At 45.5% G+C, this 21,387-nt stretch carries 21 protein-coding genes and 2 tRNA genes; 14 read left to right on the top strand and 9 right to left on the bottom strand.

Annotation, left to right across the window (positions count from 1 at the left end):
• Positions 1-144: 144 nt before the first annotated feature.
• Positions 145-813, bottom strand: a complete 669-nt coding sequence (locus H6F74_RS06265; RefSeq protein ID WP_242021851.1) for a class I SAM-dependent methyltransferase — start codon at positions 811-813, stop codon at positions 145-147.
• A gap of 104 nt (positions 814-917) precedes the next feature.
• Between H6F74_RS06265 and H6F74_RS06270 the strand changes: the two genes are divergently transcribed.
• The 4 genes from H6F74_RS06270 to H6F74_RS06285 all read left to right on the top strand — a co-directional run bounded on the left by H6F74_RS06270 (position 918) and on the right by H6F74_RS06285 (position 4,825).
• Positions 918-1,373 carry a hypothetical protein gene (locus tag H6F74_RS06270; protein ID WP_199300888.1) on the top strand — a complete coding sequence of 152 codons (456 nt, stop codon included), beginning with the start codon at positions 918-920 and terminating at the stop codon, positions 1,371-1,373.
• A 169-nt stretch (positions 1,374-1,542) separates the two neighbouring features.
• On the top strand, positions 1,543-2,742 hold the full coding sequence (alr, locus tag H6F74_RS06275; RefSeq protein WP_242021865.1) for an alanine racemase: 1,200 nt from the start codon (positions 1,543-1,545) through the stop codon (positions 2,740-2,742).
• Between the two features lie 447 nt (positions 2,743-3,189).
• Positions 3,190-3,576, top strand: a complete 387-nt coding sequence (locus H6F74_RS06280; RefSeq protein ID WP_242021853.1) for an SH3 domain-containing protein — start codon at positions 3,190-3,192, stop codon at positions 3,574-3,576.
• 463 nt (positions 3,577-4,039) lie between these two features.
• On the top strand, positions 4,040-4,825 hold the full coding sequence (locus H6F74_RS06285) for a mechanosensitive ion channel family protein (protein ID WP_190437866.1): 786 nt from the start codon (positions 4,040-4,042) through the stop codon (positions 4,823-4,825).
• A gap of 1 nt (position 4,826) precedes the next feature.
• Here H6F74_RS06285 and H6F74_RS06290 read toward each other — a convergent pair whose 3' ends face one another.
• Together H6F74_RS06290 and H6F74_RS06295 are read right to left on the bottom strand one after the other, a co-directional pair.
• Positions 4,827-6,317, bottom strand: a complete 1,491-nt coding sequence (locus tag H6F74_RS06290) for an ATP-binding protein (RefSeq protein ID WP_347269482.1) — start codon at positions 6,315-6,317, stop codon at positions 4,827-4,829.
• A gap of 430 nt (positions 6,318-6,747) precedes the next feature.
• Entirely contained in the window at positions 6,748-8,013 is a 1,266-nt protein-coding gene (locus tag H6F74_RS06295) for a glycosyltransferase family 1 protein (protein ID WP_190437868.1), read from the bottom strand.
• Positions 8,014-8,559: 546 nt separating this feature from the next.
• Here H6F74_RS06295 and H6F74_RS06300 point away from each other — a divergent pair.
• Both H6F74_RS06300 and H6F74_RS06305 read left to right on the top strand, forming a co-directional pair.
• A tRNA-Ser gene (locus H6F74_RS06300) sits at positions 8,560-8,651 on the top strand.
• A gap of 142 nt (positions 8,652-8,793) precedes the next feature.
• On the top strand, positions 8,794-10,140 hold the full coding sequence (locus H6F74_RS06305) for an ABC transporter substrate-binding protein (protein ID WP_190437871.1): 1,347 nt from the start codon (positions 8,794-8,796) through the stop codon (positions 10,138-10,140).
• A gap of 66 nt (positions 10,141-10,206) precedes the next feature.
• Here H6F74_RS06305 and H6F74_RS06310 read toward each other — a convergent pair whose 3' ends face one another.
• Entirely contained in the window at positions 10,207-11,115 is a 909-nt protein-coding gene (locus H6F74_RS06310; RefSeq protein WP_190437873.1) for a hypothetical protein, read from the bottom strand.
• Between the two features lie 205 nt (positions 11,116-11,320).
• The gene (locus H6F74_RS06315) at positions 11,321-12,277 is read right to left on the bottom strand and encodes a serine hydrolase (protein ID WP_190437876.1); all 957 of its coding nucleotides are present in this window, start codon (positions 12,275-12,277) and stop codon (positions 11,321-11,323) included.
• Between the two features lie 62 nt (positions 12,278-12,339).
• Between H6F74_RS06315 and H6F74_RS06320 the strand changes: the two genes are divergently transcribed.
• Positions 12,340-13,014: a C40 family peptidase gene (locus H6F74_RS06320; RefSeq protein WP_190437881.1), complete on the top strand. Its 675-nt coding sequence runs from the start codon at positions 12,340-12,342 to the stop codon at positions 13,012-13,014.
• Positions 13,015-13,367: 353 nt separating this feature from the next.
• Here H6F74_RS06320 and H6F74_RS06325 read toward each other — a convergent pair whose 3' ends face one another.
• Both H6F74_RS06325 and H6F74_RS06330 read right to left on the bottom strand, forming a co-directional pair.
• Positions 13,368-13,775: a hypothetical protein gene (locus H6F74_RS06325; protein WP_190437884.1), complete on the bottom strand. Its 408-nt coding sequence runs from the start codon at positions 13,773-13,775 to the stop codon at positions 13,368-13,370.
• Positions 13,776-14,063: 288 nt separating this feature from the next.
• Positions 14,064-14,744: a glycosyltransferase family 39 protein gene (locus H6F74_RS06330; RefSeq protein WP_190437886.1), complete on the bottom strand. Its 681-nt coding sequence runs from the start codon at positions 14,742-14,744 to the stop codon at positions 14,064-14,066.
• A 726-nt stretch (positions 14,745-15,470) separates the two neighbouring features.
• On the opposite strand from H6F74_RS06330, the gene H6F74_RS06335 reads away from it, so the two are divergent.
• Both H6F74_RS06335 and H6F74_RS06340 read left to right on the top strand, forming a co-directional pair.
• On the top strand, positions 15,471-16,502 hold the full coding sequence (locus tag H6F74_RS06335) for a glycosyltransferase family 2 protein (protein WP_190437890.1): 1,032 nt from the start codon (positions 15,471-15,473) through the stop codon (positions 16,500-16,502).
• Positions 16,503-16,523: 21 nt separating this feature from the next.
• Positions 16,524-17,771, top strand: coding sequence for an MFS transporter (locus H6F74_RS06340; RefSeq protein WP_190437894.1), 1,248 nt, complete (start codon positions 16,524-16,526; stop codon positions 17,769-17,771).
• Between the two features lie 104 nt (positions 17,772-17,875).
• Here the strand turns inward: H6F74_RS06340 and H6F74_RS06345 are convergent, their stop codons facing one another.
• Entirely contained in the window at positions 17,876-18,445 is a 570-nt protein-coding gene (locus H6F74_RS06345; RefSeq protein ID WP_190437899.1) for a cold shock domain-containing protein, read from the bottom strand.
• 143 nt (positions 18,446-18,588) lie between these two features.
• Here H6F74_RS06345 and H6F74_RS06350 point away from each other — a divergent pair, with 143 nt between their 5' ends.
• On the top strand, positions 18,589-18,870 hold the full coding sequence (locus tag H6F74_RS06350) for a DUF4351 domain-containing protein (RefSeq protein ID WP_190437903.1): 282 nt from the start codon (positions 18,589-18,591) through the stop codon (positions 18,868-18,870).
• A gap of 100 nt (positions 18,871-18,970) precedes the next feature.
• Positions 18,971-19,810 (top strand): DUF4351 domain-containing protein, encoded by an 840-nt coding sequence (locus H6F74_RS06355; RefSeq protein ID WP_190438031.1) that lies wholly within the window; start codon positions 18,971-18,973, stop codon positions 19,808-19,810.
• 113 nt (positions 19,811-19,923) lie between these two features.
• Here the strand turns inward: H6F74_RS06355 and H6F74_RS06360 are convergent.
• A tRNA-Arg gene (locus H6F74_RS06360) sits at positions 19,924-19,997 on the bottom strand.
• Positions 19,998-20,031: 34 nt separating this feature from the next.
• Here H6F74_RS06360 and moaC point away from each other — a divergent pair.
• From moaC to H6F74_RS06375, 3 genes are all read left to right on the top strand, one after another.
• Complete coding sequence (gene moaC / locus H6F74_RS06365; protein ID WP_190437906.1) at positions 20,032-20,541, top strand: cyclic pyranopterin monophosphate synthase MoaC; 510 nt, start codon at positions 20,032-20,034, stop codon at positions 20,539-20,541.
• A 61-nt stretch (positions 20,542-20,602) separates the two neighbouring features.
• On the top strand, positions 20,603-20,935 hold the full coding sequence (locus tag H6F74_RS06370; protein WP_190437908.1) for a 2TM domain-containing protein: 333 nt from the start codon (positions 20,603-20,605) through the stop codon (positions 20,933-20,935).
• A 94-nt stretch (positions 20,936-21,029) separates the two neighbouring features.
• A complete protein-coding gene (locus H6F74_RS06375) occupies positions 21,030-21,338 on the top strand; it encodes a DUF3181 family protein (protein ID WP_190437910.1) in 309 nt (102 codons plus the stop codon).
• Positions 21,339-21,387 lie beyond the last annotated feature (49 nt).

Here is a 21,387-nt window from a genome sequence, read left to right on the forward strand (position 1 = left end):
ATAAAACCGGACAATATCCTCCTCAGCTTCGCCCGTTGAGCGCGTTTTAGCGGTTTAGCTATTATTATGCCGAATAAAAAGACCGCAGCAGAGAATAGTGAAGAATTTTTGGGCAAATCTCATGAAGACTTGTCTAATGCTATATCAACGCTTGAGTGCTAAAGTCAAACCATCAGCAATTGGAACAAGACTCAGAGAAACCCGTTCATCGCCGTGCAATTTTTCATTAAAAGCTCTAATGCTTTTAGTGCTTTGATCTTGAACTTGAAGATCAGCAACTCGTCCAGACCACAAAACGTTATCGATGGCAATTAGACCACCGCGACGGATTAATTGTAGCGATCGCTCATAATATCCGTCATAATTCCCCTTATCAGCATCAATGAAGGCAAAATCAAACGTTTCCGCCTGTCCAGTTGCCAACAATTGATCCAGCGTCTCTAGTGCTGGTGCAATACGCAGCTCAATTTTATCTGCCACCCCAGCCGCCTGCCAATATCGCCGCGCTACCGAAGTGTACTCGTCACTGACATCGCAAGCGACAATTTTACCAGTCGGGGGAAGGGCAAGGGCAACACACAAAGAGCTATAACCAGTAAATACGCCCACTTCTAGCGTTTTCGTAGCACCCAGCAACTGCACCAAAAGCGCCATAAATTGACCTTGTTCTGGTGAAATTTGCATTCTGGCTTGGGGATGATTGGCGGTTTCTTGTCGCAGTTGTCGCAAAATTTCTGATTCGCGCAAAGAAGCCGATAACAGATAATTGTAGAGCTGGTCATCTAAGCCAAGGTCTTTTTTTCTTGACATCATAGATTTATAACTTGAAGACACCCAAAGCTTATACTATCGCTTAAAAGCGCCGCCCTGTTCAGGGGGATGAGGCTAAGAGCAAGGTTATAAAAATTGGGTGCAAGATGTCAAGGAAACAGAGGAGAAGTAAGAGAGCGATGGTGCGGATATTTTTAACGGTGATTTTGGTAGGATTGCTGACAGCTTGTGGTGTTGCTGCACCGCTACTAAATAGCCAACTGATAGAGAAAGCGATCGCATTTCAAGTCAGTCAAACTCAAAAACAGCTAAGTCAGCAGTTGAACCAGCAAACCCCCAGTGTTCAAATTAGTCAGCTGCGAATTAAGAAGCAGGAATCCTTGATAGTTAACAAGTTACCCACTTACCACCTTCAGGGAACCTACAACCTTAACCTCGAATTCCCCAGCCGTCAGGTGACTCAAAAGCAAAACGCTTTTGATGTTTACCTGCAAAGTCAAATTGAGGGTAAAACTTGGCGTTTATTGATTCCCGAATCCACAACTAACGACAAAGACACTAAACCTATTTGGCGCAGTTATTTAATTCCTCCTTTGTATTAGATGATACGGTTGGCAAATCTATTAATCTTAAACTGCGTCCGGGCGTGCCTGCCCAACCTACGCAGATTAAACTGGTGTGAGTGAGTGAGTGTGTGAGGAGTAAGTTTAAATGCTGAGTTGGGAGCAGACTCCTAGAGAGATATCCCCCGAAGGGTATCTAAATGCTGCCATGCGCGGCGATCGTGTACAGACGCTACGCGACAGGGTATCCGCCCCGCTATGCGATCGCGCTTGGGTAGAAATTGATTTAGCCGCTTTAACTCATAATGTGCGGCAATTGAGACATTTTCTATCGCCGCAGACGGAACTAATGGCGGTGGTGAAGGCTGATGCTTACGGTCATGGTGCCATAACTGTTGCCCAAACGGTTTGTGAAGCGGGTGCTAGTTGGCTGGGTGTCGCTACGATTCCAGAGGGGATTCAACTGCGAGAAGCTGGGATTGAAGCACCGATTTTGATTTTGGGCGCGAGTAATACTCCCGAACAAGTACAAGCGATCGCCCACTGGAATTTGCAACCTACTTTGTGTACGCCACAGCAAGCTTTGGTGTTTTCTGAGACACTGGGCATTGAAAATCATTCTTTGTCAGTTCATGTAAAATTAGATACCGGAATGTCACGGCTTGGCACCATCTGGCAGCAAGCTGCTGAGTTTGTCCAGCTAGTGCAACGGTTGCCGCATCTAAAAATTGCCAGTATATATTCCCACTTTGCAACCGCTGACAGTCCAGACCCGACGGTGATGAGACAGCAGCACGAACGGTTTGAGGAAGCGATCGCCTTCATCGAAGCCACTGGTATTAAAGGGCCGAAACTACACTTAGCAAATTCCGCCGCCGCCTTAACTGACCGCTCCTTACACTACGACATGGTGCGAGTCGGTTTAGCTACCTACGGGCTTTACCCAGCGCCGCATCTAAAGCCAGCCATTAACCTCAAGCCTGTCATGCAGGTAAAAGCGCGTATAACCCAAGTAAAAGATATTGCATCAGGTACTGGTGTCAGCTACGGTTATCAATTTATCGCCAGTGAGAATATGCGCCTCGCCGTTGTTGGCATTGGCTACGCCGATGGTATTCCCCGCAACCTCTCCAACAAAATGCAAGTTTTGATCCGAGGTCAGCTAGTGCCGCAAGTGGGGGCAATTACGATGGATCAGTTGATGCTGGATGTCAGCGCTATTCCCGACTTGCAAACTGGCGAAGTTGTCACCCTACTGGGGCAACAGGGAGAATTCCAAATTTCTGCCGACGACTGGGCGGCGACTTTAGGCACAATTTCCTGGGAAATTCTCTGCGGCTTCAAACACCGTTTGCCTCGCATAGCAGTGGGCGCACTGGAAATTTCAGATCAAGCTGCATCATCTTAACTTTTCTATCCCTGTTAGATAGCAGCTTTCGTAGTCCCACTTGAGAGGAATGGCAATTAACTTTTGCCCTGCGCTCAAGCCGTGAACTAAAGTTCCGGCTGAAAGCTAAAGTCCGTTAAAACGGACTAAAATGCTTGCTGTATATCGGTTTTAACCCGTTTCAACGGGTTTGAGCTTTGAGCTGTGAAATTTATTTCACGGCTCTAAAGTTCCGGCTAAAAGCTTAAGTCCGTTAAAACGGACTGAAAAGCTTGCTGTATATGGCTTTCAACCCGTTCAAACGGGTTGAAGCTTTGAGCTGTGAAATAAATTTCACGGCTCCACCTTAGAGCGATCGCACATCTCACAGATTAAATTTCTGGAAAATGCCCTAGCTCTATTGGAGTAGAACATAGCTGCACATTGGACAATCTACCCAAAGTCTTAAATAGTTAGTTCGGGGAAAATATGAGAACAGTTAAGAATGTTTTAGTCAATACTCAAGTAGTTGCCTTCACTGGGCTTGTGGCTACTTTGATGCTGTCAGCAGCACCTGCTTCTGCACAGTCAAAAATTCCTCAGCGTGAAATGTCTTATTGCATGGCAACGCTGACCGGTGCAACTCCGGGGGCGCGGATTAATTTGCGTTCCGGCCCTGGCACGAACTATCAGCAGAAAGGCTATGGGCTTGTGGGCGATCGCGTTCACATATTACGAGAGTCCGGTGGTACCCCTCAAGATTTAGCAGTCGTGGAGAATCGCCAAGGGTCTTCTTGGTACAGAGTTGGGTTTCCCAAAAGTGGCGCTCGTGGTTGGGTTCGCGCAGACTTCATGACTCCGGAATGCTTCAACTAATCTAAGCACTCAAAAATGTCATTTTAAGCGAAGCATCTTTGAGGCGCTTCGCTTTATTATTTTACGAGTATTTCCCCCTAGTCTTAAAAAAGGGGTGTTCTCAAAGCCCCTTTGGGTTTGGGCAAAGCAAATGGGCTGGACAAACTGTATTTAGCCGCAGGCTATCGGGGATAGAATTATTTTACTTGCCAATTTTTATTCCTTAAACTTGTTAAAATGCGATCTTGCCATTCACCCTGAATAAATATTCCTTGACGTATCCTTCTATAACAAATCCCAATCTTTTTATAGCAATCCTATTTGAGTTTTCAGATTACTAGCCCTTCAGATACCCGACTTCTTAAAGAAGTCGGGTATCTCGCCTTCACCAATTATTTAGGACTGCGATCGCACATTACCGCTGCGCTGATTGTGGGGTAGATAAAAAAAGATATATTGATTGGAAGTATAAAAACGATTGAGAATGGAAAATTTTTCTGTTGAGACTGCATCGCAGTTATGGAACTACCTGGTTAATCAAACGTACTTTAAGATTTTACAGAACCTTCTCTGGGCGGCTGGGATTCTGCTGCTCACACGATTAGCCGTAGGTTGGATAGGTGGTCTTACCCGCAAAACACTCAGTCGCACAGAACCAACTCTACGCAAGTTTCTGGTTCAGGTAGCGGAGATTTTTACGCTGGTGGTCGGAATTGTGGCAGTTCTCAATAAGTTGGGAATTCAGACAACCAGCGTCGTTGCGGTGCTGGGGGCTGCTGGTTTAGCAGTGGGTTTGGCGTTGCAGAATACCCTATCCCACTTTGCTGCGGGTGTGATGCTAATTAGTACGCGCCCATTTGAGGTAGGAGATTTTATTGAAGGTGCAGGGGTTGCTGGTGTGGTAGATGCTATTGGGACTTTCTCTACTACGCTGATAACGCGAGATAACGTGGTGATTACGGTGCCAAATGGTCAATTATTTAGTGGAAATCTCAAAAATACCTCAGCACTAGGTAAGCGACGAGTGGATTTGGAAATTGATATAGGCGAGCGCCCGATTGAACCCACGATAACTCTACTTTTATCCCTAGTTCAACCCCATCCCTTAATCTTGGATGAACCAAAACCGACTTGTCACGTTTCCTCAATCTCAGCAACAGGGACAGTTTTATATCTACGTCCTTGGTGTAGTACGGAAGCTTACGATCATGTGCGTTCGGAAGTGCAACAACTGGTTAAAGAAGCACTACGGACTGACTCGCCAGTATAAGCTAAGAGCGATCGCTTTCTGCTTCCTTGCTTCCTTGAATCGGAATCTCAATCAAAAATTCTGTCCCTTTCCCTGGTTCAGACAGACACTTTAAGGCTCCTTTATGCTTCTCGACCACAATTTGATAGCTAATTGATAATCCTATTCCCGTCCCCTTGCCTACAGGTTTTGTGGTAAAAAACGGATCGAATATCTGTTCTCGGATCGCTTCCGATATCCCAGAACCATTATCAGCAATGCTGATTAAAACAGAATTTTCTACCACCTCGGTGCGAATGCGAATTGTAGGGGTTTTTGACTGGGGATTGGTGATTGGGAATTGGGAAGAGGAAATTGTATCCTTCTGTTTCCCAGTCAAGAGTCCCCATTCCTCAGTTTCCATCTCCACCAGCGCATCAATAGCATTGCTCAAAATATTCATAAACACCTGGTTCAGGGGGCCAGGGTAGCATTCAACGGGTGGAACGATGCCGTACTCTTTGATTACTACAATGCCGGGATTAACTCCTGTGGCTTTGAGTCGATGCTGTAAGATTAATAGCGTACTGTTGATACCTTCATGGATGTCAACACGTTTCTTTTTTGCCTCATCCAACCGGGAGAAGCTGCGTAGCGACTTAACGATTTGATGGATACGGTCGGTACCCACTTTCATAGAAGACAGGGTTTTAGGCAAATCTTGCGTGATAAAGTCCAAGTCAATCGCTTCTGCTTTTTCTTGGATATCTAAATCCGGATCGGGATACCGCTGTTGGTAGAGAGATAACAAATCGAGGAGATCGCTAACGTAGTCATTAACATAGGGCAGATTGCCGTGGATGAAGGTGACGGGATTGTTAATCTCATGGGCCACACCAGCAACCAGTTGACCCAAGCTTGACATTTTTTCACTCTGAATCAGTTGAGCTTGAGTTTGGCGTAATGTTTTTAAAGTTTGTAACAGACGCTTATTAGTCTGGCGCAGTGCCTCTTCTACTCGCTGACTCTTAGTGATGTTACGTTCTAACTTAGTTACATTAATCCGTAGATCCAGTTGCGCGATCGCTTGACGACCTAATCTTTGCAGCGCATCCAGTTGTGCTGGCGTTAGATTGCGGGGAACCCGGTCAAGCACGCACAGAGTACCGATTCCAAAGCCATTGGCTGTTACTAGGGGTGTTCCGGCATAAAACCGGATATCGGGGCCATGTGTCACCAACGGATTATTGGCAAATCGCTCATCTTCTAAGGCATCTGGCACAACCAGCATTTCATCCGGTTTGGATATAGCATGGGCGCAGAAAGCAATCTCTCTGGGGGTTTCGGTTGCTTCCACGCCGATTTTTGACTTGAACCACTGTCTATGAGCATCCACCAAACTGATTAAGGCAATAGGAGTGCCGCAAATATGGGCTGCCAAAGCAGTTAGATCGTCGAATGCCTGTTCCGGGGGAGTATCGATAACTTTGTACTGATTCAGCTCTTTTAGCCTTTCTTCCTCGTTGGGAGGCACTGGAGGGCTTTTACTGACTGCTTTAGTAGGCGGGGTTTGCTCCCGTATGGGATCATTTGTAAGGTTTGGTTCGCGTCTTTTAGGAATTGACTGGCGATGCCTTGTTCTTGAAAAATGAATGTAAAGAGCTTGAATACATTCATCAATAAAATCCAATATTCTTTGAAAAAGCCTTTTCACACTTGGGTTTTACACACTTATTTAAGGTTATGGTAGATCATTTAATTATGACTACTATTTTGTATCTAGCCCCAAGTTATACACGTATGCAAATAGGCTTAAATTTTCTCAGTTAATAAGCTGAATGTGAAAAAACCTCCAAGGCTGAGTACAGCGAGGAGGTTTGTAGGGTTTTTTATAGCTGTTTTATCCTCGTTACCGTAGGTCAGCGTACCTACAGTAGCGAGAAACAGGTTCGCCAAAGCTAATTTTAGGCACTAACTGAACTCAGCTCTTGTGCTGGTTCTTCTAATAAATGAGTGTAGAGTTCACCCAGTTGCGATGCCACGCCATCCCAGCTGAACTGCTTCTCTACCCGGACTCTGGCTTTCTTACCCAGTTCTTTAGCCCATTCTGGATCAGCCAGAATGCGGTCAATGGCGACGGCAAAAGCTGCATCATCCTTGGGAGGAGCCAGTAACCCAGTTTCTTCGGGTACGACGGTGTACTGGAGTCCACCGACATCGCTGGCGACTACGGGGGTTTCGGAAGCCATCGCTTCAATTGCTACTAAACCGAAGGGTTCGTAGTGACTGGGGACGACGCAGACATCGGCAGCGGCGTAGTAACTGGGGAGGGTATCGTCACCCAGCCGTCCGGGGAAGGTGGTGATGTCTCGCAATCCCACTTCGCCTACAATTTTTTCAATGCGATCGCGTTCGATGCCATCACTTTGGCCTGGACGAGATCCGCCACCGATAACTAGCTTCACGTTTTGGTCGCGCATCTGGGACTTAGCAACGGCGCGAACCACGGTTTCAATCCCTTTACGACGATCAAATCGACCCACATAAAACACGACTTTAGCGTTCGGGTCGATTCCTAGTTTCTCTCTTGCGGCTTCGCGGCTAACTGAACCAAACTTGCGGATATCGGTGCCACAGGGGATGATGTCGATGCTGCCTTTTGTAGAAACAAGCGATCGCATATGTTCTTTTTCCTGCGGGCTTGTTGCTACAATTCGATCCGCTTTCTCTAATACCTTCTTCTCTACTTCTAATCGAGTAGTGGCAATTAGAGGAATGGTCGAAACCGACTTATACTTAACTGCTCCCAACGAGTGGTATGTATGAACTAACTGGATCGGTTGGATTTTCTTTAGCTCCATTCCTACCCAAGAAGAGAGCCAATAATTAGTGTGTACTACAGAATATTCAATACCTTCTTGCTGCTGAAATTTTAGCAGTTGTTCAACAAACGTTGGCAAATACTCGAACAGATTGTCTCTCGGCACAAATTGTTCAGGCCCTGCGCTTAAGCGAATCGTTCGGCAATTGGCACTATGCTCTACAATCGTGGGTTGCTCTGGACTCACTTTGCGGGTAAACATATCCACCTGCCACCCTTGTTTAGCTAGTGCCTCACCCACCTGCCTTACATAAACGTTTTGTCCGCCTGCTTCTTCCTTGCCAATTTCAATTGCTGGATCTCCGTGGACTGAGATTAGAGCAATGTGTTGTTTTATCGTGGATAGCATATGTTTTGTTGGTGTTGAAACTCAACGATGTTTAGGGCGTAGGTTGATATTCTACTCAGCTGCCTCGTTAGCCCACTGAAATTTTGAGTTTGATATTTTACTGTTATCTTACTTCAGCTCACCGAATCTTAAAGAATCTTCATGAGCTATTGATTCTTAGGATATAACCTTAACCTGATGTTCAACATCAACTACTGGGGGTAATCTGCCAGCCTACTCACTTACTACCTGGGAAGTAGGGATAGGTACAGTTGACTATTTTGGACTCTTTCCAAAGGAGTAAAAATTTTCTATCAAAGGGAATAGATTCTTGAGTGCGATCGCGAAGCGTATGCGTTAACGCGATCGCACTCAATGCTTTTGTTTCTGGGGCTGAGTAAATGACGATTTCCTTGCTAGAACTCTATTATTTAACTCGTCAAGTCCATATTGGTACCGCCCCTATACCTAAAATTTTAGTTTATTTCTTTAAAAAAGCAAAAAAAAAACTTGGAAGCCAACGGTTGCAATTTATCAAAACCTGCTATTATGTATAATTGTCACCCTGGAGAGGTGGCTGAGTGGTCGAAAGCGACAGATTGCTAATCTGTTGTACGGTTGGTAACTCCGTACCGAGGGTTCGAATCCCTCCCTCTCCGTTTTTGAATATATAACCCCGGTCAGCTCCTTGCGATGTTCAAGGATTGCAGCGTTGCGGATATATTGCGGATATAGTGAGTAACTTAAGATAAATAAAATATTTAATTTCCCTTGCGGACTGTGGAAGAGTTGAGCAAACAAATGGATAAATCAGCAACAGCTTCACGGATCAAACCTGGTCGGGCGATCGCTTTGTTCATTACCACATTAGCTACAGGTTTATTTACCGCTGCTTGTGAGAATACTACCCAAAGCAGCAGTAACCCACAAACGAGTAGCCCTACCGAGACAACAACCGCTTCTGCCCCAGCCACCAACGCCAAAGGACTCAAAATTGGATCGCTGCTGCCGACAACAGGCGATCTATCCTCAGTTGGACAACCCTTACCGGATGCCGTCCGCTTGTTAGTAGACACTGTAAACCAGTGCGGTGGTGTCAACGGCGAACCAGTGGCATTTATTCCTGAAGATGACCAAACCGATCCTAATGCTGGCGCAGCAGCAATGACTAAGCTGGCGCAAGTAGACAGAGTTGCTGGTGTCGTTGGTTCCTTTGCCAGCAGCGTCTCTACTGCCGCCCTGCCTATAGCCGTACGCAACAAAGTAATGTTTATTTCTCCAGGCAGCACCAGTCCTGTATTTACAGAACGAGCCAAAACAGGAGAATATAACGGCTTTTGGGCGCGGACTGCTCCCCCCGATACCTATCAGGCGCAGGCTTTGGCAAAACTAGCCAGCGAGAGAGGCTTTAAGCGCGTTGCCACTGTAGTCATCAACAACGATTATGGTGTTGGCTTTGAGAAAGAATTTGTGCAAGCCTTCAAAAAACTCGGTGGAACGGTTGTCAACGAAGGCAAGCCAACTCGCTACGACCCCAAAGCTGCCACATTTGAAAGTGAAGCCGCAGCAGCTTTTAATGACAAGCCTGACGCTGTGGCAGCTGTTCTCTACGCCGAAACTGGTAGTTTGTTCTTGAAGTCTGCCTACGAGCAAGGTTTAAGTAAGGACGTAACGGTGATGCTCACCGATGGTGTCTATTCCGAAGAGTTTCCCGAACAAGTGGGTAAAAGCAGTGACGGTAAGTTTATTTTGGATGGAGCAATTGGGACGGTTCCTGGTGCCAATGGCCCAGCTTTAGCTGAGTTCACCAAGCTATGGAAAGACAAGACCGGAAAGGAACTAAGTGCCTATGTTCCCCACGGTTGGGATGCCGCAGCTTTGATGGTACTCGCCGCAGAAGCCGCTAAGTCGAACACTGGCGAAGGCATTAAAAGCAAGATTCGCGATGTTGCTAACGCCCCAGGCACAGAAGTAACTGATGTCTGCAAAGCTATGGAGTTAGTGCGGAAGGGAGAAGATATTAACTACCAGGGAGCCAGCAGCAACGTGGATATCGATGCCAACGGCGATGTAGTTGGTAATTACGATGTCTGGAAGGTAGAACCGGATGGAAAAGTAGACGTAACGGGTAAAGTTAGCCCTCAATAGAAGGAGTAACAAGGTAAAAGACAAAATTAAGAAATTCTTTTTTTTGCCTTTTACCTTTTACTTTTTTTAGAAGCCGGAGAAGGTGTAACCAACACCAACCATTAGCCCTACGGGTATTTCATCATCTTGAAAACCAACATTTAAAGCCGCTGTTGCTGTAAATTCCCGTGACAAGGGAACATCGACACCACCAGTAGCCAGGAAACCAATAGTGCTGTCATCACCTGTAGAAATGGTCACGCCGCCACCAACGTAAGGGGCGAATCTGAGGGTTTCAAATGGGTCTGTTTGCCGGATGTTAAAGTCGTAAGTGACGGGAATCAAAAAGGTGGCATCGTCACCGATTAACACCGAGGGACGTACTGACAGAGTATTGCTAAGACCGATTTTGCTAATTATCGCGAAGCTACCATCACCCAATGCGGTATCACCGCCAAAACCGATATTAACTCCAGCTCCGATGTAACTACGACCGGAACGGGTAGCGCGACCGAGTTCGATGTCTGTTTGTGCAACTTTGTTTTGCGATCGCGTTTCCGAACTTGTCTGTTGAGGCTGTGTTAGAGCAGCGGCAGAGGTGCTTGCGTCTGGAAATGGTTTATTTGCCACCAGGTCGGCAGCTGTTCCGGTTGCATTTGCCGCCGAGCGATCGCGCATCGAAGGCACAGCAGTTGCATCTGCATTCTCATTGATAACTTTCTCTTGGCTGCTGTCTTGTGGCAAAACTGAAGCAGTTGATTCGGTAGCGATTTGGACACCTAAAGCTGCAAGGGCTGGGTTGCTTTCTGTTAGGGGTATCGCTGCTGGGTCTGTCGGTGCTTCCACAGCTACAGGTTCTGAATCCACGGTGACAGCAGTCTCCATGTCCGTGATGGCATCAGGTGTCTCAGCTTGCGCTGACAACCCACCACCTAAGACACATAGAGCTGTCAGGCCCAATAGGAAAGAAACCTGCTTGAAAAAATTAGTATTCACGGACACTCCTCCAAAATTTACTAAAAAACTTACCAAAGCCCAACTTTACTGCTTATTCTCACGGAAATTATAATTCCATGACGTTAATTTAGAAAATTTTCCAAATTTTCGCTACCTACCAGGGAATAAACTTGGCTGGGGATTGGGGATTGGAGATTGGGAATTGGGAATTGGGAATTGGGGATTGGGGAGAATAATTTAGGCTTCAGGCTTCACCGTTGGGAGAAAGACTGCCCATTGCGGTGACGAATTGCTGGGAGAGGAAAGGCAGAATCGCTTTGTTTTGGCTGTTAGTTTTGCCTTCGGTAAAGGCAACTAGCACAAAAGGTTGCAAGCCTGGTATCTCAATGTAGGCAGCATCGTGACGCACACTTGAAGTCCAACCAGCTTTAGACCACAATTGGGCTTTTTGGGGAAGTCCGGCACCTAAGAAACCGCGAACCTGATTTTCTTCGTTGGAGGTTTCATCGTCTTCTAGTTTGAGACTGCGTTTCATCAGGCTCATCATTGCTTGCGATCGCGCACTCTCAACCGCAACACCACCGACAATGCTGTGCAGCAGCCTCGCGGTGGCATTCGTTGTCACCATATTGCGATTCTCCATCATCTCCCCCACAAATGCCCGTTCTCGCCCATACGGGCCATCACCCCACGTTTTTTGATTGACATTGATGGTTTCCATCTCTGTCCAACCGAGGGATTGAAAGTAACGATTGACAATGTTACGCTGCTGCTTCCAGGTTTCAAATGGCCCAGGCGGTAACTGTGGCCCGCTAGTTGTCCCAGTCAATACATCCAGAACTAAACTGGTGGCATCGTTGCTGGAATCAATTATCATGTCGCGGATGGCTCGTTCTAACTCGGTTGAAGTTTGGATCATCCCTGTTTCCAGCCATTCTTGTACGGCGACAAGATAGAACAGCTTCACGATGCTGGCTGAGTAAATTCGCTCGACACCACGATAGCTAAAGCCTCGCACTGGGTATTTCCAAAATTCCGCTGCACTAAGCGCACCACCAGTATTTACTGGCACAGGGGGATCGTAAACTATCCAGGTAAGGGCGATTTGGTTGCGCGCTAAACTGGGAAATTCTGCCCAGGCGGTTTCTAAGATGCGATCGCCCAGTTTTTCTAATTGTTCGTTTTTTTGAAAAAATGTCATTTGTCAGATGTTAAATGTCAGTGTTGATTAGTTTTTACCACCAAGAGAGGTCGCACTGACTAATGACCATTGACCAATTGTGTGAGTATCGTTGCCAAGTTAATCTGAATCTCTATGATTCCCCCAACTGTACTCGTTTGGCAACTCAGGCAGCATCTGGGCGTCACTTGCGGGTTTCGTCGATGCAGGATACAGCTTTGGAGGTGTGCCTGTGTGAGGATGACTATACAGCCTGGTTAGCGATTGAAGACAAGAGCAAAATTGAGCAGGCGAAAACGCCTTATCAAGCGATCGCACTCTCCAGGGCAGAAATCCAAAACCGCTTACACAAAGTAATTGCCTTTACCCTAGCAGCAATGCAACAGCCTAATTATTACCTGTGGGGTGGTACACTCGGCCCTAACTATGATTGTTCTGGGCTGATGCAGGCAGCTTTTGGCTCAGTAGGGATTTGGTTGCCCAGAGATTCCTATCAACAAGAGGCTTTTGTAGAGACGCAAAATTTCGCTTCTCTACAACCAGGCGATTTAATTTTTTTTGGCGTTAATGATAGAACAACCCATGTAGGTTTGTATCTAGGAGATGGGCGTTATATTCATAGTTCCGGTAAAGAGCAGGGACGCAACGGAATTGGAATTGATTGCCTCTCACAACAGGGTGATTCCATTAGTCAGTCTTATTATGAACAGTTGCGTTCTTGTGGGCGAGTGGTTGCAAGTTATCAGCCGCTGTCATAAAGAAACTAAATAATTCGTGAAGGCAAGATACCCGACTTCTTGAAGAAGTCGGGTATCTGAAGGGATGGCTCACAACTCTGCTCTTGATTGCTATCGTAGGCTAATAGGAACGTCACCCAGCACTCATATACCAATCTTTGCGGGAGTTGGGAAATATTTTTTGTTTGTAGCGCAGGCATCACGAGAGCGATAGACTCTCTCATCTGTCAGATTGTTATAGTTGGGTTTCGCTACCGATTAACTCAACTATAGCTCTAACTCTTCACTGCTAAATTTCCCCTTTCTTCTGTTATAACTATCGTCTTCATTCCTCAGCACTTTTCTTCTCTAGCCGCCAGAGATTTGCACGCTTATCAACGATCTTTATTGTGTAATTTTTTTTCCAGTTTAAAGTTTAATTCTTTGGAAGTATTGTATACAAATATATCGCTGTATCCATCAGGAATCTGAGGAATATTTGACTCATTTACTAATTGAAGCCGCACTTTTGAATCTAGAAGATAGCTAAGAGACAGTAAATCACCTGGATTCAGGGAATTATTACTACTAATTAAAAGTGGGCGACTAGCTTGGTTGATTATTTCAGCCCTGTTTATATTGTAATGACTAGCTCCCTTGTTCCACCACGCCTCTGCTTGAGAACTCATGGCACATGACAGAACACCGCCCGAAAACAGCAAAGCCGCAATAACTTTCCATATTTGCTGTTTTGATGAACGAATGGAGAAGATTTTAGCAGTCAGAAGGTAAGCTACAGCCAACTGACTTCCCAAATAAAAGGGAATTAAATATCGGGATCTTGTACTCAACTTCAATCCGAAGATTAAATCCGGAAGAATTAAACCTATTAAACTTATACCCACCAAGCACAAAATAAATAATGCACCTTTTTTTTTGGAGCATTACGATAAACAAAATAAACCGCATATCCTACCATTATTAAAATTAAAGGAGCTGAATATAAGCCTAATTTAAAATCGAGAAATACCTGCCCAAGGTCACTAGAAAAAGTTTGTATCCTAGATAATATGTTTACAGCTCTTTGGCCGCTACTCGTATTTTTTTTCAATATTGCTCAAGTTAGCAATAAACACTAATATCCAGGGAACAAAGGTGAGACATCCAGCCAAAGATGCAATTATGTAGGCGGTAGATATCTTATTCAATCGACGTTCAACAATAGCTACATAGGTTCCATGTGCAATTGCTACCAAACCAGACATGAGAAAAGTATAGAAGCCTAATGACAAACTTACCGCGTCAAGTCCCCAACTAGACTTTGTTTTTAGGCGGATTGCTCGTAATAGTGCCGCACTTGATAGTAAGATTGTCACTATCCACAAACTATATTGTCTTGCTTCTTGTGCGTACAAAACGTGAAAGGGCGAAATACTAAATAGTGCTATGCTCATCCATCCGAGTAGCGATGAATTGAACAATTCCAGACATAACCAATAAACCAGGGGAAAAACTAAGAGGCTAATAACAGCAGATAAACTTCTCGTCGCTGCTACCGAATCACCAAACCACTGCGTCCAAAATCTAGCGATTAGATAATACAGAGGCGGATGCTCAGCATTTCCTGCTAAAGCATTCATTGTGTCGTTTAAGTCTTTTTCAGGATTAAAAGTCTGGTACTTTTGTAAATCTGCGGGGCTGATTACCTGTCCTTGAAAAAGTTGCTGAACATATTCGGAGTGTGTATGACCATGAATCCGTAACGACGTCATGGTTTCATCGTACCAGTAGACTTTACGATCCAGATTAACAAACCGGAAGAATATGCTTAAGAATAACAAGGTGATAACTAAAAGTTTTAACCAATCTGGAGGCAGTTCCCAACTTTGACTTAGTTGCTCTTTTCTTTGGTCTTTCTCTTTAGTGAGTACGGGCTGATTTCTAATTTCTTGCTATAGAACTTGCTGGGCATTCTCATACATATTAATACCATCTGTTATAGTATATGTTTTGCTCGTGAGTGTGAACCAAATCTCTGCCGTTGCAGTCACATACTCCGTAGTTCCACGTATAAAAAATACTCTAAATACAGAAAAAGTTTGAGCATAATTCTCAAACCGTAAAATTACTGAATTTATTATTGTGGTACATCCTAAACAAGTCTAAGGAAATACTGCTATTAATGAGATAAATTTTTACTCAATTTTTACAATTGGGGTAGTTAAGAGAATATATAAATTTTGTGTAAAGCAAATGATTAAACTAAGTAGAAATGCTGAGCGTAGGACAAACTGTGAGTAATCTAAATTTTATGGCTAGTGGCTTCTAGCAGGCTGAGCTTTTACAGACTGCTGACTCCGGCATGATCTGGCAATATAAGTAAACGTCAAGGAATCAAGCTTACATAGCAAATTTGGTTTCTCCTGAAAACATATTTGCGGTGAGGAATTCTGGGTGAAATGCAGTATTTATAAGGCTTTGGCACTCAAGGTATCAACATGAACACTTCGTCAATTTCACAGAACGCTCAAAGACAGGACATCTCAAACCTGATTAGTCCAGAATTATCGGTGGTGGTTCCGGTGTATAACGAGGTGGAGAGTTTGCCTCATCTGATTGAAGCGATCGCTACCTCGTTGAAGGAAATGGCTTTCAGCTACGAAATTGTTTGTGTGGATGACGGTTCCAGAGATGGCTCCGCAGAATTACTTAAATCTCTGGCACAAACCCGCACCGACTTAAGAGCAGTGCTGCTGCGTCGCAACTACGGTCAAACTCCGGCAATGTCAGCGGGGTTTAACTATGCGCGAGGCAAAGTAATTATCACAATGGATGGTGACTTGCAGAATGACCCGGCTGATATTCCCCGGCTATTGACAAAGTTAGAAGAAGGCTATGACTTGGTAAGTGGTTGGCGGAAGAATCGACAGGATGCTGCACTGAGTCGCCTACTTCCTTCCAAAATTGCTAACTGGCTGATTGGTAGAGTTACGGGTGTGGAGTTACACGACTACGGTTGTTCCCTGAAAGCCTATCGCAGCGAACTGGTAGCAGATATGAACCTCTACGGCGAGTTGCACCGATTTTTGCCCGCTTTGGCTTTCATTGAGGGGGCGAGAATTGCTGAGATGCAGGTACGTCACCACGCCCGTAAGTTTGGGCGCAGTAAGTATGGGATTTGGCGGACTTTTCGCGTCGTGATGGACTTGCTAACTGTCTACTTTATGAAAAAGTTTCTCACCCGTCCCATGCACGTGTTTGGGCTGTTTGGGATGGTAGCGATCGCCTTGGGAATACTGCTGGGTTGTTATTTAACTTTCTTAAAGCTGGCTTTGGGTCAAAGCATCGGCGATCGCCCGTTACTAATTTTGGCTGTCGTACTTCTGGTGACTGGCGTACAGCTATTTAGCTTTGGACTGTTGGCAGAACTGTTAATGAGAACTTATCACGAATCGCAAGGACGACCAATCTATCGGGTGAGGGAAGTAGTCGGAGAAAACGTTAACAATAGTAACAAGATAGATGGCTAAAGATTAAGAAGGAATTACGCTTTGAAAGTTTTTTGGACGTTGGAGCCACCAAGTCGCCGCAATCTGCTGATTTTATTTACGGCTGGGCTATTATTTTGGTCTAGTATGGCTTCTTTGCTGCCGACTCTGCCTCTGTATGTGGAGTCTGTGGGCGGAACAACGCAGCAGATTGGTGTTGTCATGGGATCGTTTGCCATCGGGCTGATTCTGTGCCGTTCGTGGCTGGGGCGTTTGGCAGATCGGCGCAGTCGAAAACTGGTGGTGCTGATTGGCGCGGTAGTAGCTGCGATCGCGCCTTTAGGTTATCTGGTTGTAAATTCGATTCCCTTATTGATGGTGCTGCGGGCGTTCCACGGTATCAGCATTGCGGCTTTCACGACTGGTTACAGCGCTTTGGTGGTAGATTTGGCTCCGGTGTCCAAGCGGGGCGAAATTATTGGTTACATGAGCTTGGTGACACCAATTGGGATGGCAATGGGGCCGGCAATTGGCGGTTATCTACAGGCTGGGGCGGGCTACACACCGTTATTTCTGGGCGCATCTGGCTTGGGAATTTTGGGTTTAATTTGTGCCACTCTTGTCAAAGAACCTGGTATTACTCAAGAAACACTTGATTCTCAGGTATCGGCTGGTTCAGAAAATCCTGTCCAGTTTTGGAAGCTATTAGCCAGCCCTCGCTTGCGAACTCCAGCTATAGTTTTGTTGCTGATTGGTTTGTCGTTTGGAGCGTTGAGTACCTTTGTGCCTTTGTATATTAAGGCGATTAAGGTTGACTTAAATCCTGGGTTATTTTACACAGCAGCAGCTTGTGCTTCTTTCATCTCCCGCATAATCGTTGGTCGTGCCAGCGATCGCTACGGACGAGGAATATTTATCACTGGTAGTATATTTTGCTATGCCATAGCGATGCTAATTCTTTCTTTCGCTGACACACCATCAAGCTTTTTGCTGGGTGGTTTTCTAGAAGGTGCAGGATCGGGAACGTTAATGCCAATGATAATTGCCTTAATTTCTGACCGTTCCACCGCCCAAGAAAGAGGTAAAGTTTTTGCTTTGTGCATTACTGGATTTGATGTCGGGATTGCGATCGCTGGGCCTGTTTTAGGTTCTGTTGCTGAACCTCTCGGCTATCGGGGAATGTTTGTTATTACGACAGCTCTTTCATTCCTAGCTCTCATCGTCTTCGCCACATCTTCCAGCAAAAATATACCCCATTCCCTCCGCTTCGCCATAGGCAGAGAAAAGGATGTTTACGCTTTGAATAAGTAAGTAGTGATAAAGATGCTAAACTCACCGGACGGCAGATAACCTCTTGGACTCAGATGAATGCTTCCTCTATCACTTCGTTGTAGAGAAGTGTTCGGTTGCTAATACTATCTGGGCGATTTACGCCAACCATTTGCTCTAGCCTCTGCCTCCGTGCAAAACCATCTCTCCCCACTTGCTGGATCAATTCGTGTTGACTCATAATCCTCTGCACCCGGAAGGTGGTAAATCTTGTTTCCCGTTCCAACTGAAATGTTTCCTTTAATATTGCATCCCGGTTTTGTTATAGATGTAACAGATGTCATTGGAGATGAAGAACGGCTACCACTATATTCCGGAGAACGGCTAGCGCTAAATTTCATTGCCACAATCGCAATAACACCCACAACAGCAACGCGGATAACCTTTTCCAGCCCGTGTTTTGTTGCCTTTTGCTTATCAGGCAAAGGTCGAGGTGCAACCCCTTCAATTGAGGCATTGGAGGCACGAACTTTTCCATTTGCCTCCGTTGTTATATCGTAAAGAATTGTATCCCCTACTTTTGGGCGGCGACTTGCTTCTTTGAGCGCACTGATATGAAGAAAAACTTCTTTACTTCCATCACTAGGTTGTATGAAGCCGAAACCCCGATCATCCTTCCATGTTTTCAGTTGACCTTTACGCAGAACAGGTTTCATGAAAGAGCCTCATTTTCTATGCCCATTTTATAGTGTTTCCGTATAAAGACAAAGTAACAACACTAATTTCTATCATAGATAACCTTGCGATATCTTAAAGCTTAAACACCGACAGATAACCTTGAAGTACCGCCTCCACCAAGATGCGGTTTGACAAGAGTTTAATTCGCCAAGGTTTTCGGGAGGAAATTATGCAGGAATCTGTAATCTATCAAGATATCATCCAAAAAGGACGACAACAGGGAAAGCAAGAGGAAGCGCGATCGCTAGTTATGCGTATGCTAACCCGTCAATTTGGTAATCTAGATGAACAATTGCAACAGCGCATTGGGGCATTATCGGTCACGCAGTTAGAGGAATTGGCTTTGGCGTTGTTGGATTTTCACTCCCCTGCGGATTTAGTTGTCTGGTTGGATGAGAATTAGCTATAGCTACAGAACGCGATCGCGCTTTTTCTACCCCAGGGTGATCGCTCACCATCACGGCTGTAAAGTAAACATATATCTTTATTGCACCTGCTACAAATTGGATTCTGACAACATTTGCAAATACCTTGCAGAACAATACCCAGCCGAATTTGTGCGCTGGCTACTTCCAGATTCGGCTACCGACATTCAGGTACTCAAAACTGAACTGAGTGTAGAACCAATTCGCGCCGATTCTCTCACACTGTTGCAAACAGGCAACTCTATACTACACATCGAGTTTCAAACTCTACCAGCATCTAATCCCCCACTGCCATTGAGAATGCTGGATTATTGGTTAAGACTGCACCGCAAATACCGTTGTGACATTGAACAAGTGGTAATTTTTTTAAAGTCCACTACTTCAGTTGGTGCCTTTACCGAAGAATTTACCACCCGTAATACCAGACATCGCTACCGAGTCATTCGCTTGTGGGAGCAAGATCCGGCACCACTTTTGGCAAACCCTGCCTTATTGCCATTGGCGACTCTAGCTAGAACTGACTCTCCCAACAGCTTACTAGAGCAAGTTGCTGCTGTGATAGATACGATTGAAGAACCACAGCAACGGGGAAACCTTGCTGCTTGTGTGGAGGTGCTGGCTGGTTTACGGTTTGAAGAAAGTTTAATTCGCCAACTTTTGCGGGAGGAAATTATGCAGGAATCTGTAACTTATCAAGCCATCATCCGAAAGGGAGTGCAACAGGGAAAGCAAGAAGGAAAGGAAGAGGAGGCGCGATCGCTAGTTATGCGTCAGCTAACCCGTCAATTTGGTAATTTGGATGAACAATTGCAACAGCGCATTGGGGCATTATCGGTCACGCAGTTAGAGGAATTGGCTTTGGCGTTGTTGGATTTTCACTCCGCTGCGGATTTAGTTGTCTGGTTGGATGAGAATTAGTTATAGCTACAGAAAGCGATCGCGCTTTTTCTAGCCCAGAGCGATCGCGTTTAATTCCCAAAGCAAAAAGACAAAAGACACTTTTTTTGCCTTTTGCCTTTTTACTTATTAAACGGGCTAGGAGGGATTCGAACCCCCGACACCGTGGTCCGTAGCCACGTGCTCTAGTCCACTGAGCTACAAGCCCTTGCCCGAATCTCATAATAACACAACTCAAAGCGATGACGCAAAATTTTTCTGAAATTCAACCGCTAACTCATCTGGATGTCCAAGGTGAGGCGCAGATGGTGGATGTTTCCGGCAAATCCGCAACCAAACGCATTGCAGTCGCCGCCGCGCAGGTGCGGATGTTGCCAGAGACGTTGGCGGCAATTCAGGCGGGGAATGCGCCAAAAGGGGATGTCTTAGGAACCGCGAGACTGGCGGGAATTATGGCAGCAAAACAGACTTCAGGCCTAATCCCCCTGTGCCATCCTTTACCCATCAGTAAAGTAGAAGTGCATCTGACACCCGACCCCCAACTGCCGGGATATCAGATTCGGGCAGAAGTCGTAACCAAGGCTGAAACAGGCGTGGAAATGGAAGCCCTGACAGCAGTTTCCGTCGCCGCGCTTACACTGTACGACATGGCAAAAGCCCTGGAAAAGGGGATGATAATTGAATCAATTCGCCTAGTGAGCAAAACTGGCGGCAAGTCGAGAGATTATCAACGCCCGGAAGATGCCACTTAGAGCTTTAAAATGAAGTTAGTTGTTAGAAATGACAACTCATAACTCCTAACTCCGAACTTCCATGCCTCCTCGTTGGCCTCGCAAACCCGACCGTAACGACCCCGCCTATCGTCGCCTTGATGACCGGATGAATTTTGCTATGCACGTAGCAATTTTTGCCGCCTGTAATTCTGGCTTATGGTTTTTCCACAACTTGCAGAATGCTACATGGCCTTGGGCTAAATGGGTGACAGGAATCTGGGCAACGGTCATATTGATTCACATGATTTATATCTTTGGAGTGGCAGATTACTCCACTCCTGTAGTCGAATCTGTAGCCGCAACTCCTCAAGGGTTCCAACCAAAACCCAAAGAGAAGACCAAAACAACTAGCAAGAAAACTACCAAAAGATAGACCGTAGGTTCTGCTTTTCGTTGATGCAAACTCCGAGGGAATCGATTGCAATTAAAGCAAGTAGATTCCCATTCACAAAAAGAGAGTAGATGTTATGGCTAAAGCGAACACCAGCGAAGCAATCGAAGCACTCGCCGCTGAAATTGGCGAAAACATTTACATTGACATTGCTAAATGGCATCTCTATTTACGGGATGCTCATCTGCACACCGTCTTGGCAGAACAGCTGTATCCCATGCTGGTTAATGATTCCTTAGAAGAAGACCGGGTGCTGCAAGTTCTGGAAAATATCCCCGTCAAATTAGGCGGAGGAAAACGGGAAGTTCCTCTGATAGACTTGCTGCCTATGCAGTGCCAAGTTAATTTGATGGATCTTTTAGAAGAGTATCAGCGCAACTTGTAAAAAGTTGTTAAATAAAAGCTTTTCCGTGGGCATCTGGGTGAGATAAATT

The sequence above is a fragment of the Trichocoleus sp. FACHB-90 genome (assembly GCF_014695505.1).
Lineage (GTDB): Bacteria > Cyanobacteriota > Cyanobacteriia > Cyanobacteriales > FACHB-T130 > Funiculus > Funiculus sociatus.

Bases quoted from the DNA above. Each gene is read 5' to 3' on its own strand.
- H6F74_RS06315 (WP_190437876.1), bottom strand. From the start codon at position 12,277: ATGACATTTTTTCAAAAAAACGAACAATTAGAAAAACTGGGCGATCGC.
- H6F74_RS06320 (WP_190437881.1), top strand. From the start codon at position 12,340: ATGACCATTGACCAATTGTGTGAGTATCGTTGCCAAGTTAATCTGAAT.
- H6F74_RS06295 (WP_190437868.1), bottom strand. From the start codon at position 8,013: ATGCTATCCACGATAAAACAACACATTGCTCTAATCTCAGTCCACGGA.
- moaC (WP_190437906.1), top strand. From the start codon at position 20,032: ATGACGCAAAATTTTTCTGAAATTCAACCGCTAACTCATCTGGATGTC.
- H6F74_RS06285 (WP_190437866.1), top strand. From the start codon at position 4,040: ATGGAAAATTTTTCTGTTGAGACTGCATCGCAGTTATGGAACTACCTG.
- H6F74_RS06270 (WP_199300888.1), top strand. From the start codon at position 918: ATGTCAAGGAAACAGAGGAGAAGTAAGAGAGCGATGGTGCGGATATTT.
- H6F74_RS06375 (WP_190437910.1), top strand. From the start codon at position 21,030: ATGGCTAAAGCGAACACCAGCGAAGCAATCGAAGCACTCGCCGCTGAA.
- H6F74_RS06350 (WP_190437903.1), top strand. From the start codon at position 18,589: ATGCGGTTTGACAAGAGTTTAATTCGCCAAGGTTTTCGGGAGGAAATT.
- H6F74_RS06335 (WP_190437890.1), top strand. From the start codon at position 15,471: ATGAACACTTCGTCAATTTCACAGAACGCTCAAAGACAGGACATCTCA.
- H6F74_RS06280 (WP_242021853.1), top strand. From the start codon at position 3,190: ATGAGAACAGTTAAGAATGTTTTAGTCAATACTCAAGTAGTTGCCTTC.
- H6F74_RS06370 (WP_190437908.1), top strand. From the start codon at position 20,603: ATGCCTCCTCGTTGGCCTCGCAAACCCGACCGTAACGACCCCGCCTAT.
- H6F74_RS06345 (WP_190437899.1), bottom strand. From the start codon at position 18,445: ATGAAACCTGTTCTGCGTAAAGGTCAACTGAAAACATGGAAGGATGAT.
- alr (WP_242021865.1), top strand. From the start codon at position 1,543: ATGCGCGGCGATCGTGTACAGACGCTACGCGACAGGGTATCCGCCCCG.
- H6F74_RS06265 (WP_242021851.1), bottom strand. From the start codon at position 813: ATGATGTCAAGAAAAAAAGACCTTGGCTTAGATGACCAGCTCTACAAT.
- H6F74_RS06305 (WP_190437871.1), top strand. From the start codon at position 8,794: ATGGATAAATCAGCAACAGCTTCACGGATCAAACCTGGTCGGGCGATC.
- H6F74_RS06330 (WP_190437886.1), bottom strand. From the start codon at position 14,744: ATGACGTCGTTACGGATTCATGGTCATACACACTCCGAATATGTTCAG.